Source organism: Croceivirga sp. ABH4_376 (assembly GCF_056160685.1).
On sequence record NZ_JBSWXQ010000001.1, the window covers coordinates 347,067 to 360,337 of the forward strand.

A 13,271-nucleotide genomic window follows, 5' to 3' on the forward strand; every position below is an offset into this window, starting at 1 on the left:
AGATAAAACCATGGCAAATAACTATTACGACCCCGCAGACTTAAGAAAATTTGGTAAAATCACAGAATGGAGCGAGGAGCTTGGTACCAAATTTTTTGATTATTACGGTAAGGTTTTTGAAGAAGGCGCACTAACTGCTAGAGAAAAGTCTTTGATTGCCTTGGCGGTCTCTCACGTAGTTAAATGTCCGTATTGTATAGATGCGTACACTAAAGATGGACTACAAAAGGGAATTACCAAAGAAGAAATGATGGAAGCCGTGCATGTTGGCGCCGCCATAGAAAGTGGAGCCACATTGGTACATGGTGTACAAATGATGAACAAATACAATAAACTATCGCACTAATGGAAAAGAGTATCATGAATGACCTGAAGAAGGCGAAAAAACCCAAATTAAAAACGCTACAAGCTAGGGAAAATGACCTTGCGCAACCCAATAAGCAGTTGGCGATATTAAACGGAGGTCTATTTGCCGATGGCGAATTACCTTATTTTAAGGATAAAATCAGTGAGATAGGACAATTTCCGCTTCGCCCTAATAAATTGGAAATTCTACAGATAAACGTAGGGTATATGTGCAACATTACCTGTGAGCATTGCCATGTAGATGCGGGCCCTACCCGAAAGGAAATCATGACGGTGGAAACTATGGAGCAATGTCTGGAGGTAATTAGAAATACTGGAGCGCATACCTTAGATTTAACGGGTGGTGCACCGGAGATGAACCCAAATTTTAGATGGTTTGTAGAAGAGGCTTCCAAAGCTGGTATTAAGGATTTTATCGTGCGGTCTAATTTGTCCATCATTTTGGCCAATCCAAAGTTTAACGACCTGCCAGAATTCTTTAAAAAACATAATGTACACGTGGTGTCTTCCTTACCGCATTATACGCGTGGTAAAACGGACAAGCAGCGTGGGGATGGGGTTTTTGACAAATCGATAAAAGCGTTACAACTATTGAACGAGGTGGGATATGGAATGCCCGATAGTGACTTACGCTTAGATTTAGTGTACAATCCGTCTGGAGCGTATTTACCTGGTGACCAAATAGCTTTGGAGCGCGATTTTAAAAAAGCACTGGACGAAGATTTTGGTATTCAGTTTCATAACCTTTTCGCGATAACCAATTTGCCCATTTCCCGTTTCTTGGATTACTTAATAGCATCTGACAATTACGAGGATTATATGTATTCTTTGGTAGAAGCTTACAACCCGTCTGCGGTGAGTAGTGTTATGTGTACCAATACCATTTCGGTTAGTTGGGATGGTTGGCTGTACGACTGTGATTTTAATCAGATGTTGGGCTTGAAAGTGGCCAACAAAATAAAACACATTAAAGATTATAACGAGGATTTGATTAATGACAGAAACATCATCATTTCCCAGCATTGTTATGGGTGTACTGCAGGTGCGGGTAGTAGTTGCCAAGGAACGGTGGCGTAAGAGCTTGTTTTACTAAAGTAACTCCGTTATTTTGGCAACAACGGTATCTGGAGAAATGGTGTCGATTGCCTTCTCGTAACCTTCCGGAAACTTATTTCCATAAACGGAAGTAGGTATTAAAGGGTAGGTTTCCAGGTTGGGTAAAATACTATGTGATATAGGTTGATTAAAAGGAACAAAGCCTGCATAGGGATGGGTAACGCCCCATAACGTAACCACAGGCACTCCGTAATTTGCCGCAAGATGACCGTTACCACTGTCCATGGCTAACAAAACCGATAGGTTTGCAATAAGGTCCAATTCCGCCTTAAAAGGCACACTAAACGTCATATTGACTACTCGGTTATTGAATTTACTAGCTAAGGTATCTAACAGTTCCTTTTCTTTGGGTCCACCACCAAAAAATAGAATTTGCGCATTAGTTTGTGCAAGCAAATCATGAATAACTAATTCAACTTTATCTAGCGGATACATTTTACTTTTGTAGGTCGCAAAAGGAGCTATACCTATCAAGGATTTCGTAATATCAATTTTGGAGATAACTTCTTTTGGTATTGCGGGTTTTGATAATACCCCATCTTGGGATAAATCCACCAAAAAACCAAGTTTTCGAAACACATCCGCATAACGTTCATGGCTACTCTTTAGCGGCCGCATCACTTTATTAGCAGAGCGGGTCAGTGCCTTTTTTTCCTTTCGTCCTTTGTCAATTTGGATAACGGGTACGCCCACACTTTTAAAGAAGATTTTCAGCACATTACTACGCAACACATTGTGTAGGTCTGCTACGGCATCAATCTTTAATTTTTTTAAACTAGAAAACAATCGGTATAAACCTAAAACTCCTTTGTGCGTTCCTTTTACGTCAGCATGCACAACGGTAACCCTACTTAAATCTTTAAAAATAGGGGCAAAGCTTTTTTTTGTGAGTAAGGTTATCTTTAAGTCCGGGTGATTTTGTAAAACCGATTTTAAAACCGGAATAGTCATGGCTACATCGCCCATGGCAGACAATCTAATGACTAAAAGATGATGGTATTTAGGCTTTTTGCCCACGTAGAACAGGGTTTAGTTCGTCATCATTATACATTTTCATCTGCTTGTAAACTTTCATGTACTTATTCCCGGCTTCTATATCTGCTAATAACTCATCAATAGCAGTTGATAAATCCTTTTTTTGCTCTAGTAGGATATTTAATTTGGCAGCACATTCTTTTCGATGTTTGTCGGTGGCATCTGCACGTTCTGCCTCTTCCTTCATATGGTATATCTTAAGCGCTAAAATGCTTAATCGGTCAATAGCCCAAGCTGGACTTTCCGTATTAATACCAGCATCAGCCTTAATTTCTACCGATTGGTATTTGTGTAAAAAATAGCTATCTATAAACTCCACTAAATCGGTACGGTCTTGATTACTCGCATCAATTTTTCGTTTTAACTCCAACGCGGCAACCGGGTCAATTTCTGGGTCACGAATTAAATCTTCAAAATGCCATTGAACTGTATCAATCCAATTTTTACGATACAACAAATGTTCAATACTATCCTTATTATATGGATTATTGAAGGGCTGGTCTACCGTATCTAAAACATGATAGGCTTTTATGCTTTCTTCAAAGATATTGAAGGCGTTATGGCTAAACATAGAAAAAATTTTTACAAAGATACATTATTGCATTAGGGTTAGGCATAGAAAAACTATGCCCAAAATAATTACCGCCCAAAGAAATAGTTCTTTAAAACGCGGTTTTCTAATGCTATTGGTATAGTTGGTTAATACAATAGACATGGGAAAAAAAGTATATAGCACTTTGGGTTCAAAACCTTCTTTTGGTAGAAGAATTAATATAACTGCTGTAAACAAATATCCTAATACCACCCTTAGACGCAAGGTTTTGCCTTGTCTACGATAACCAATTTTACCAAAAACGAACAATGCCAACAAAACGGCAAAAATAAGATAAGCCAACAGCCCATAAGGGACTTCTTGAAATAATCCAAAGCCAAATTGAAGCGTAAAGTATTTTAATAAGGCATCCATTCCTCCTGTATTAATGGCTAGGGCAAAAATGATAAGGGCAAGGGCAAATAAAGCGGCAAAAGGCATAAACCAAAGTCGCATTTCATTATTCCAAAATTGACCTAAGGCTAAGTATAGGGGCACAACAAATAGGATAGCCCATGGGTCTATTATAGCTGCAATAAATAACCATAAAGCAGCTTCAAAAACCTTTTCCTTTTTGTTTTTTTGGGATAATAAAGTAATTATACGACCCAATGAAAGCATTAAAAATAACGCCGCATAAATTTCTTTTATATTCAAGAAAACGGCATTAAACCAAAACAGCAATAAAACAAAGAAAAAAATAGCAAAGGAATTTGTACCTGTAAGTTTATTGAACTTTGCTATTTGACTTGTTCCTAATACGCAAACAACCAAACCAATATTTCCTAAAACAATATACCAAAGGTTAGATTTTAACCCAGCAATACCATTTACGGTTGCCCAAACCAACCAGTAGCCTAGAACCAAAATTCCGATAACCACGGCTTGGTTTGCCGGTTTGGTTTTGCTAAAAAAATTGGAAATCATATATTAATTAGGAAGAATTTAGGTAAATCTCTTATTTTTGCACCGTAAATATACAGTATATCATGAGCAATTTGTTTTACGGAATTGAAGACTTGTTTGTTAATGTGCTATTTAAGCCATTAGACGCATTACGATTTATGGATAGCTGGTGGGCCGCTAATACCCTAAACTGGTTGTTTATGATTATAGGCGCCATAGCTATGGTATACTGGATGGGTCAATTGAAAAAATTCAATGACAATAATGAAGAGGACAAAACAAGTACCTCTCACTCCTTTTTATAGGTCGAATCCAATATCTTTACGGTAGTACATACCATCAAAATTGAGGGTTGAAACATTTTTATAAGATGTTCTCAACGCCTCTTCTTTTGTTTCACCAAAGGAAGTAACGGCAATTACTCGACCACCATTGGTTACCAATTTTCCATCTTTTTCTATGGTACCTGCGTGAAATATTAGTGAATCTGATGGTGAATCCGCACCCGTAATTTCCTTGCCTTTTTCGTAAGCTTCTGGGTAACCACCAGAAACTGTCATCACCGTTGTGGCAAATCTAGCATCTAGTTCTAAAGACACTTGGTCTAAAGACTGATTGCCAACGGCCAGAAGTAAATTCATTAAATCAGATTTAATTCTCGGAATCACCACCTCCGTCTCTGGGTCGCCCATTCTAACGTTATATTCAATCACCTTTGGGTCGTTCCCAACTTTAATCAAACCAATAAAGATAAAACCTTGATACGGGATGTTATCCTTCTTTAAACCCTCTACGGTTGGTTTTACGATGCGTTCTTCTATTTTAGCAAGAAAAGCCTCATTAGCAAAAGGAACTGGCGACACAGCTCCCATTCCGCCCGTATTTAGCCCTTTGTCTCCTTCGCCAATACGTTTATAATCCTTGGCGTAGGGTAAAATCTTATAATTTTCACCATCCGTAAGCACAAAACAGCTCAGTTCTATACCATCTAAGAACTCTTCAATAACTACGGTAGTACTGGCATTCCCAAACTTGGCGTTAACCAGCATGGCCTCAAGCTCTGCTTTCGCCTCATTTATATCGTCTAGAATCAATACCCCTTTACCAGCAGCTAAACCATCTGCTTTTAACACGTAGGGTGGATTTAAACTATCTAAAAATTGGAAACCTTCTGTTAAATTCTCTGAAGTGAAACTTTGATATGCTGCAGTAGGCACCTTGTTACGCATCATGAATTCTTTTGCGAATTCTTTAGACCCTTCTAAAGTAGCTGCTAATTTTCTAGGTCCGACAACAATTAAATCGTCTAGACCAGCTTCGTCTTTAAGATAATCATGTATTCCCTCTACTAAAGGCACTTCTGGACCCACCACAACCATTTTGATGTTGTTGGTTTCAATAGCTTCTTTAATCGCTTTAAAATCGGAAACCCCTATAGCTAAATTTGTGGCAACCTTACTGGTGCCAGCATTACCTGGCGCAACAAAAAGTTGGTCTACTTTATCACTTTGTGCAATTTTCCAAGCTAGGGTGTGTTCACGGCCACCAGAACCGATTATCAAAACGTTCATAGAAAGAATTTTGGCAAAAATAAGTTTTGCCATAAAAGTACACTACGATTTAGTAGAAAAATCCCTGTGTTCCTTTTTAGCAAGTTCTTCTGGAGAAAGCGATTTAAAGTACTCAAAAACCTTTTTTAGTCCCTCTGAACGGTGTACACGCGGCTCCCAATCTAATATTTCTTTTGCCCTGGAAATATCTGGTTGCCTTTGGAGTGGGTCGTCTTGGGGTAATGGTTTGTAAACTATTTTCTGATTTGTACCCGTAAGCTTAATTATTTCTTGAGCAAATTCTAGAATAGTTGTCTCGTCAGGATTCCCGATATTAATGGGTTCTACGTAATCGCTCTTTAACAATCTGTAAATACCCTCCACTTGATCATCTATGTATGTAAATGAACGCGTTTGTGAACCATCACCAAATACCGTTAAATCTTCTCCTCTTAAAGCCTGCCCCATAAAGGCTGGAACTACACGACCATCGTTAAGTCGCATTCTTGATCCATAGGTGTTAAAGATACGAACAATACGTGTTTCCAAACCGTGATGACGATGGTAGGCCATGGTTATGGACTCCATGAATCTCTTGGCTTCATCATAAACACCGCGAGGGCCAATAGGGCTCACGTTACCGTAATACGATTCATTTTGAGGATGGACCAAGGGATCACCATAAACCTCCGATGTAGATGCCACCAAAATACGAGCATTATGGTCTTTGGCGAGACCCAATAAATTTAAGGTACCTAAAGAACCCACTTTTAGCGTTTCAATAGGTATTTTTAGATAGTCTATAGGGCTAGCGGGCGAAGCGAAATGTAAAATGTAGTCCATTTGCCCGGGCACATGCACAAAGGTTGTGACATCATGATGGAAAAACTCGAATCTTTTTAAGTGAAAAAGATGTTCTATATTTTTTAGGTCGCCGGTAACAAGATTATCCATCCCAATTACATGATAACCTTCTGCAATAAATCTATCGCACAAATGAGAACCTAAGAAACCTGCCGCTCCTGTTATGAGGATTTTTTTCATTTCTAATATGCTTTTTCCTCGCCCTTTATAGCGTTTAAAAACGTTTGTAAGATTATTTTCAAGTCTAAAAACATAGACCAGTTTTCTATATAAAAAATATCAAACTTTGTTCTGTTTAAAATATCAGATTCTTGCTCAATTTCGCCACGATAACCTCTTACTTGAGCTAGGCCAGTAATACCCGGTTTAACAAAATGACGAACCATATATTTATCGATTTTAAACGAATATTCATTGGTGTGCTTCACCATATGTGGCCTTGGACCAACAACAGACATTGTCCCAAACAAAACATTATAAAATTGAGGTAACTCGTCTATACTAGTTTTTCTTATGAACTTGCCTATTTTAGTAATTCTCATATCATTTTTGGTGGCCATAATAGAGTCCGCATTTTTGTTGGGTGCCATGGACCTAAATTTATAACAATAGAATTCCCTGTTGTCGATCCCGTTCCTTGTTTGACGAAAAAACACAGGCCCTTTTGATTCTAAGGTTATTAAAATGGCCACTAAGGGTGTTAACCAAGAAAGCAAACCTATTATAACCAACAAGGAAAAAAAAATATCGAACGTTCGTTTTAAAAATGCATTAATGGGGTCATCTAGAGGAATATCCCTTAGTGATAAAACTGGGATGTAATCGTAATATTCAAACTTTAACTTTTTTGAAAAAATGTTTTTGTTGTCTGGTATAAATTTTAAAGTTTTTAAGTTGTTGTCCGCAAAGTTTATTAGTTCGACTATTTGTTCGTTTTTTAATTCCGAGACCGAACAATAAATTTCATCTATCTTGTTATCATTTATGAAATCAAAACATACGTTTAAATTAAAACCTAGTGTCTTGGTTTGAAACTGCTTTAAAAAATTATATCCAAATTCAGAACGCTCCTTGAAAACTTGTATCAACTGATTGGTTTTCTTGTTTGCCCCCAATACAACTACATTACGCAAATTCCCTTTTACCTTCTCTCTGTATTTCATCAATAAATAGTAACTGAGAAACTTAATAAAAGAAATTAGTAAAAAAACGTAAATAAAATATTTAGCCAAGGCCAAACGGCTCATTAACGGTTGTTTAAAGAAACCTATAAATGCATAGAGTATTAAAAAAAAGAAAACAAATTGCGTGAATAGCTTTTTGTAAACTGTAGGTACCTTAGAATATCTATGAATTTTATAGAACTCGTTTTTAATAGATAAAATAATCCATGAAAAAGATATGTACGAATGAAAAAGAATAGGTTCATTCAGATTAATAGGAAGGGAGTATGAAAACAAATTAATTACCGCCAAATCTATTAAATAAGACGTTGGTGTTATTATGTTAGAATACCTGTGTTGTTTAAAAATCATGTGGTTATTCAAGATATCCTCTTGGTAAATGTTCTTAAACAATTTAATAAATAGTTCTCATAATGCGAATTTATTCTATCCCATGAATACAAGGAATCTATTTTTTCTTGATTTAAAATTCCTTTGTCCAAATGTTCTTTTTTACTTAGACTTAGTAGATTCTTGACATCTTCACTATTTCTAAAATAGAAAGCTTCATCTCCCAAAATGCTCTTATTAAAAATGTTTTCGTTAGCTATTATAAAAGCATTTGACGCCATAGCTTCCAGCAATGATGGGTTAGTACCACCAACGGAGTGACCATGAAAATAAAGGTTTGAAAAATACCGAAGGTTGTCCAAATGATTTTGATTATAAACCCCTCCTAAAAACTTGATGTTCTCATTGTTAGAAAATTTATTTTTTAAGTATTCGCCATATTTGGTTTGATGCTTGCCTATAACTAAAAAGGGTTTATTCACATTCGATTTGGTCACGCCGTCTAAAATTACTTCAACATTGTTTTCTGGTTCCAATCTTGCTATAAGCATGTTAAAGCCAAAAGGTTGCACTCCATAATCTTTAACAATCTGCTCATTAGGGTTTTTAAACAAATCTGCCCCATATGGAATATATTCAGACGCTGACCCATACTTCTTTTTTAAATAACTCTGAATGCCTATTGAATCGGAAATTAAGCAATTACTGGTTTTAATTGCCAGTTTCTCGGCGATTTTTAAAAACCCTCTTACCGGCTTAGAATATTTTGACCTTTTCCACTCCAATCCATCCATATTGGTTACGATTACAGAAGCTTTAGGCAAATACCAGCCCCAAACCGAACTGCTTGTATAGCCTAACTGGAGAACTATATCAAAATCTCTTTTTCTGGCATCTTTTATACAATTAAAATCATAAATAAATTGTCCTATTGTACCTACTTTGCTCTCTGGGTCTTTACAGTGGATCAGTTTTACATCATAATAGATATTGTCTTGAAATGGATGGTTATGGGAACAATATACATATACGTTGTGCCCCATTTTGGCCATATGAACAGAAAAGTACTCTGCAAATTGTTCAAAACCTCCATGGTGATTGGGTATTCCTCGTGTTCCAATGATTCCTAACTTCAAACCTTTTGATTTTTAATTAAAAATAGTACGTTAAAAAAATAAAAGAACAGTATTCCCTTGTTTCTTATCAGTACAACCTCAAACAAAAATACAAATGTACAAAGTAGTAAAAATGCCAGAAAGATAAAGTCTTGATTATAATAGGCTATCTTGAAACATAAAATTAAATACAGTAAGAAAAGTAATAGTACAAGAATGCCATAATTAAGGAGAATATGTAAATATTGGTTGTGCACGTTGAAACCTGCGTACCAATTTGGCCCTAAATTGTAGGAATATAAATAGTAATCAAAATAATCTTGAGCAATAGCTGGACCGTATCCAAAAAAAATCTTGTCGTCTTGTATTAAATGATATACACTGATTTGCAACATTAAATACCTTAAATCCAAGTCACTAATTGCTTGCTTTTCCTCATATGTGAACCGGATTTTTTCTTCAAAGTTGTTCGTCGGCTGAAATTCAACAATATTTTCAGAAAGTATCAATCCAGAATAAAACCGTTCTTTTAGAAACCCCAATCTCGTCGCCGCAAATAGAACAATAATCATTATTGAAAAAAGAACAGCTCTTTTCTTTAAAGATATTTTGAATATGCCAATATATAATACAAAAATTACCATATTTATTGTCAATATGGCTTTGGAGGCACTAAGTAACAGCCCTAGCAAAAGAATCAAAATGCCTAACCCTCTGTACAAATTAAAACCTAGTTTAAAGGTTTGTTCAAAAAAACCAAAAAGTGCAAGCGATGCGTAAAGCGAAAAATAAACTGGATGTTGGTCTAAAAGTGAACTAAATTCATGAAACGTTAACTTGGCCATAGTTTGTCCTTGCAAGAGTCGTACAAAAAAATTAACCAGCAATACACTTATAGCCCCTACAACTGCCCAATTAAAAGTAGTAATCAAACGATTGTAATGAATTGATGACGGTTTCTGGTTGGCAAGCACCAACGTTATCAATACTGGAATTAGATGCCGATCCAGCCTGGAAATTCCCTCATAAAATTCCTTTCCAAAAAAGGCCCAAATAAGTACAACAAAAAAAAACAGGACTGGAAATAGAAAAACAAAATGTTTTAACCTTACCAAATTACTTGGTTTCAGAAGAAAAACGTTAAATGCAAATGCAAGAATAAGTGCAAAATTGCCAATATTTATTTTAAATGGAATGGCTACAACGACAAAGGCCAACAATAAGAAATTAACCCTTTGCTTATTTTTTAAGATATTCAAAAGAATGTTATCCGCCATTAAGTTCCAGTAAATTCAATATGGTTTCGGTTTTATTCACCCATGAATGTTCATTTAAATCAATTGGCTTCTTATTATTTGAAGCATTTTCCAACACTTTGACAAACTCTTGAGGTGTATTTACAAGATAAACATGCTCAGACAATTCTTCAAGCCCATTCGACGGTGTTCCTACAACTTTTTTACCGGTTGCCAAATATTCATAGACTTTGATTGTATTGGCTCCAGATTTTTTACTCTCATCTACAATGTAGGGAACCATACAAATATCGAAACTGTTTACATAATTTGGGTATTCATCATAATGTTTGTCACCCAAATAGTAAAAATTGTCAACTTTATTGATGGAATCGAATACTTCCTTGCTTAAGATTTGACCTACAAATACAAACGAAACGTTCTTTGCCTTATCCATGGTGTCATTTATCAAATTAACATCTAATAAATGTGTGATTTTGCCTCCAAAGCCTACAATAGGACGTGGGATGTTCTTAATGTCGGTTGGCTCCTCAAAATTCCTAGCGGTAAATCTATTTACATCAACGCCATTTTTAACCAAATGTATCCCACGGGGATTAAAATTTTCAATAAAATATTGAACGTTGTCTGAAGAATTGGTTATCCAAAAGTCGCAATTTGTGGCTAACGAATCGTAGGCTTTATGAACACGTTCCCTAATATTTGAATAGACATCAAATTTCATGAAGTTATCCCATGCATCAAAAACCTTTTTATCGGCATTTAATTTTTTTGTTAAAATTGGCGCAAAGATATTTTGGTTCAAGATTTTGCAAGAGTTTTCGTTTGTGCCTATAAAATTGATTGATTGATTAATAAATTCAATAAAATTATTGTCCCCATATCTCTCAATGAACCACTCAAATTTTTTAAAGACCTGTCCCAGAATATCATTAGATATATAGTCTATCAAATAAAGCCCATTATCTAGTTTATATAAAGAAAAATTTCTGTTCTTTGAAAGAAATTCCCCATTTATCAGTCCAGGTTTTCGTTTGAGGTAAATTTCCACGAGAGTGGTAGGTCGGTTGATTATCACTTTTGGACCAGGAAGTTTGGCAAGTTCTTCAATAAAATGAGAATCCCGGGTCCTAAAACCTTCCATTTGTATTTTTCTCCAATCATGAAATGGCACGACCAATAAGATACTTTCTTTTTTGCTATTACCTTCTTTCATCGAAATTCAATTTTCATTTTTTTGCTCAAAAGTGGGGACGAGGTTATAAATGGTGTCTTGGTCCCTCCTTTGCGCTCAATGTTTAGTATGTTGCTATTTTCAGAAAACTCCAAGAACCTATTCGATATAAAAAAGTGCTCCAAAATGTTACCGTGAATAATAATTTTTTTACCTCTACAACTGATATCAATCCTATCTATTACAACTGATTTTTGATTCAAGTTTCTACCCAAATCAATTCTGAATTTTAAGGGGCATTCATCAATCAATTCAAAAGTGATAATCTCATCTACATTTCCAGCATTTAATTTGTGTCTAATCTTTCTGTTCTCACTGAATTTTTCATCCAACGAATCTAAGGCATAAAAAAAATCAAAGAAATCTTCCTTCTCTGCTCTAATATATAAACTTAATTTAAATGAATTTTCATTTATGGCATTGTATTCCAATACTTCAACATTGTTATTTTCTTTAGTGCTACAGCTAAAAATCAAAGTAACCATTGTTAAAAGGCTGGGGCCAATAATCATTTGTTTGATTTTACTATTCATGGTTGATATTTCTTTTATTTGATTTTCTCATCCAAATACATTAGTGAAAGACAAATGGCAAGGTCTGAATATACATTAGTCATTAACAAATAGAACAAGATGAGTCCAAAAAACATCTTTCTATATCTTGATTGAAGTCCCAACGTCCTGGAGATTGTCCAGCCCAAGAAGACAACTGCCAAGAGCCCTATTATTCCCAAATCGTTGTATGCCCAAATAAGCTGCGAAAAATGTTGTGTCTTTTTAAATTCACCCGTAAAGATATTAAAGTAATCGTAAGGCCCCTCGCCAATTATCTTTATAGGCATTTGAGTCGCATAAACAATAATGATTTGTAACCTTTTGGCGTTAGTTCTTTCAAAAGCAACATTAGAGCTTTGAATACTATAGTTCGATTGAAAGTTTTGATAATGGCCATTTATTATTGGTACTTTTAGGGCTAAATTGAAAATTAGTACCGCTGCAAATGCTATAACAAAAATTCCAAGAAATTTCAATTTATTATATAGCCATAGAAATAAATAAAAAGAAAGAACAATTATCAAAAAAACCTTAGATAGGTTAGACTCCATTAAAAGAATGGTAGTTCCTATATATAGCATAATGAACCACGGCTGCTTCTTGGTACCTTTGTTAGATTCTATCAATATGTACATCAAGTAAATCAACATAAAAAATCCCAAGGCATGATCAGCACGAATAAAAAACGTTCCGAACATAAAGTCGTAATCTGCTATGGCTTGGTTTGACCGGTTCAGGTCTATCAAATAATCATACCCATATTTCTGAATAAGTATAACGGGAAGCTGAACTAATACAACTACTTTGGCAAAGCAAGACAGGGTTCTTTTTATTTTAATCTTTCTTCTTCTACATATCTGTATTAGTAAAAAGATTCCCATAGGTATAAGGGCGAACATGGAGTAAAGTAGAACCTTATATATGCCGGTGTGGTTCCAAAAACCACTGATTATAATTACGCAGCAAAGTAAAATCGAGACGAACACCACTTTATTTACCGAAATTTTTAGCGTAACACTCCAATCGAGAAAAACAAGTAGATAAATAAATATTAGAACAAAAAGTGAATAAACGGTGCTGGATATCCCAATAAAGTATTGCAGTGAGCCGCCTAATAAAAAAACAAGAATAAAAATAGCAACAATACCAAGGCGTAGAATTTGGTTCAT

Annotated in this window: 14 protein-coding genes; 3 read left to right on the forward strand and 11 right to left on the reverse strand. The window is 35.4% G+C overall.

The window, feature by feature from the left end; genetic code table 11:
- Positions 1–10: 10 nt before the first annotated feature.
- A complete protein-coding gene (locus ACXAGS_RS01540) occupies positions 11–346 on the forward strand; it encodes an arsenosugar biosynthesis-associated peroxidase-like protein (RefSeq protein WP_010516278.1) in 336 nt (111 codons plus the stop codon).
- Complete coding sequence (gene arsS, locus ACXAGS_RS01545; RefSeq protein ID WP_474903963.1) at positions 346–1,443, forward strand: arsenosugar biosynthesis radical SAM (seleno)protein ArsS; 1,098 nt, start codon at positions 346–348, stop codon at positions 1,441–1,443. Before ACXAGS_RS01540 ends, arsS begins: the two co-directional genes overlap by 1 nt.
- 12 nt (positions 1,444–1,455) lie before the next feature.
- Here the strand turns inward: arsS and ACXAGS_RS01550 are convergent, their stop codons facing one another.
- From ACXAGS_RS01550 to ACXAGS_RS01560, 3 genes are read right to left on the reverse strand one after another with little or no spacing between them, the layout of a single operon-like run.
- On the reverse strand, positions 1,456–2,499 hold the full coding sequence (locus ACXAGS_RS01550; protein ID WP_474903964.1) for a glycosyltransferase family 9 protein: 1,044 nt from the start codon (positions 2,497–2,499) through the stop codon (positions 1,456–1,458).
- Positions 2,483–3,088: a DUF4254 domain-containing protein gene (locus ACXAGS_RS01555; protein WP_474903965.1), complete on the reverse strand. Its 606-nt coding sequence runs from the start codon at positions 3,086–3,088 to the stop codon at positions 2,483–2,485. Before ACXAGS_RS01555 ends, ACXAGS_RS01550 begins: the two co-directional genes overlap by 17 nt.
- 24 nt (positions 3,089–3,112) lie before the next feature.
- Complete coding sequence (locus tag ACXAGS_RS01560) at positions 3,113–4,036, reverse strand: DUF6427 family protein (RefSeq protein ID WP_474903967.1); 924 nt, start codon at positions 4,034–4,036, stop codon at positions 3,113–3,115.
- A 62-nt stretch (positions 4,037–4,098) separates the two neighbouring features.
- On the opposite strand from ACXAGS_RS01560, the gene ACXAGS_RS01565 reads away from it, so the two are divergent.
- Positions 4,099–4,320: a DUF6341 family protein gene (locus ACXAGS_RS01565; protein WP_474903969.1), complete on the forward strand. Its 222-nt coding sequence runs from the start codon at positions 4,099–4,101 to the stop codon at positions 4,318–4,320.
- On the opposite strand, the gene purD is transcribed toward ACXAGS_RS01565, so the two are convergent.
- From purD to ACXAGS_RS01605, 8 genes are all read right to left on the reverse strand, one after another.
- On the reverse strand, positions 4,315–5,586 hold the full coding sequence (purD, locus tag ACXAGS_RS01570; RefSeq protein WP_474904788.1) for a phosphoribosylamine--glycine ligase: 1,272 nt from the start codon (positions 5,584–5,586) through the stop codon (positions 4,315–4,317). The genes ACXAGS_RS01565 and purD overlap by 6 nt on opposite strands.
- 42 nt (positions 5,587–5,628) lie before the next feature.
- On the reverse strand, positions 5,629–6,609 hold the full coding sequence (locus ACXAGS_RS01575) for a UDP-glucuronic acid decarboxylase family protein (protein WP_474903970.1): 981 nt from the start codon (positions 6,607–6,609) through the stop codon (positions 5,629–5,631).
- A gap of 2 nt (positions 6,610–6,611) precedes the next feature.
- Positions 6,612–7,964, reverse strand: coding sequence for an undecaprenyl-phosphate glucose phosphotransferase (locus tag ACXAGS_RS01580; protein ID WP_474903972.1), 1,353 nt, complete (start codon positions 7,962–7,964; stop codon positions 6,612–6,614).
- A gap of 8 nt (positions 7,965–7,972) precedes the next feature.
- Positions 7,973–9,079, reverse strand: a complete 1,107-nt coding sequence (locus tag ACXAGS_RS01585; protein WP_474903973.1) for a DUF1972 domain-containing protein — start codon at positions 9,077–9,079, stop codon at positions 7,973–7,975.
- Complete coding sequence (locus ACXAGS_RS01590) at positions 9,076–9,903, reverse strand: O-antigen ligase family protein (protein ID WP_474903975.1); 828 nt, start codon at positions 9,901–9,903, stop codon at positions 9,076–9,078. The genes ACXAGS_RS01585 and ACXAGS_RS01590 overlap by 4 nt, the downstream gene beginning before the upstream one ends.
- 421 nt (positions 9,904–10,324) lie before the next feature.
- Positions 10,325–11,530, reverse strand: coding sequence for a glycosyltransferase (locus tag ACXAGS_RS01595; protein WP_474903976.1), 1,206 nt, complete (start codon positions 11,528–11,530; stop codon positions 10,325–10,327).
- On the reverse strand, positions 11,527–12,081 hold the full coding sequence (locus ACXAGS_RS01600) for a hypothetical protein (protein WP_474903978.1): 555 nt from the start codon (positions 12,079–12,081) through the stop codon (positions 11,527–11,529). The genes ACXAGS_RS01595 and ACXAGS_RS01600 overlap by 4 nt, the downstream gene beginning before the upstream one ends.
- Before the next feature lie 14 nt (positions 12,082–12,095).
- A complete protein-coding gene (locus ACXAGS_RS01605; protein WP_474903979.1) occupies positions 12,096–13,271 on the reverse strand; it encodes a hypothetical protein in 1,176 nt (391 codons plus the stop codon).

Coding starts and splice junctions, on each gene's coding strand:
- ACXAGS_RS01540 (WP_010516278.1), top strand. CDS start 11: ATGGCAAATAACTATTACGACCCCGCAGACTTAAGAAAATTTGGTAAA.
- arsS (WP_474903963.1), top strand. CDS start 346: ATGGAAAAGAGTATCATGAATGACCTGAAGAAGGCGAAAAAACCCAAA.
- ACXAGS_RS01555 (WP_474903965.1), bottom strand. CDS start 3,088: ATGTTTAGCCATAACGCCTTCAATATCTTTGAAGAAAGCATAAAAGCC.
- ACXAGS_RS01560 (WP_474903967.1), bottom strand. CDS start 4,036: ATGATTTCCAATTTTTTTAGCAAAACCAAACCGGCAAACCAAGCCGTG.
- ACXAGS_RS01565 (WP_474903969.1), top strand. CDS start 4,099: ATGAGCAATTTGTTTTACGGAATTGAAGACTTGTTTGTTAATGTGCTA.
- purD (WP_474904788.1), bottom strand. CDS start 5,586: ATGAACGTTTTGATAATCGGTTCTGGTGGCCGTGAACACACCCTAGCT.
- ACXAGS_RS01575 (WP_474903970.1), bottom strand. CDS start 6,609: ATGAAAAAAATCCTCATAACAGGAGCGGCAGGTTTCTTAGGTTCTCAT.
- ACXAGS_RS01580 (WP_474903972.1), bottom strand. CDS start 7,964: ATGATTTTTAAACAACACAGGTATTCTAACATAATAACACCAACGTCT.
- ACXAGS_RS01590 (WP_474903975.1), bottom strand. CDS start 9,903: ATGGCCAAGTTAACGTTTCATGAATTTAGTTCACTTTTAGACCAACAT.
- ACXAGS_RS01595 (WP_474903976.1), bottom strand. CDS start 11,530: ATGAAAGAAGGTAATAGCAAAAAAGAAAGTATCTTATTGGTCGTGCCA.
- ACXAGS_RS01600 (WP_474903978.1), bottom strand. CDS start 12,081: ATGAATAGTAAAATCAAACAAATGATTATTGGCCCCAGCCTTTTAACA.
- ACXAGS_RS01605 (WP_474903979.1), bottom strand. CDS start 13,271: ATGAACCAAATTCTACGCCTTGGTATTGTTGCTATTTTTATTCTTGTT.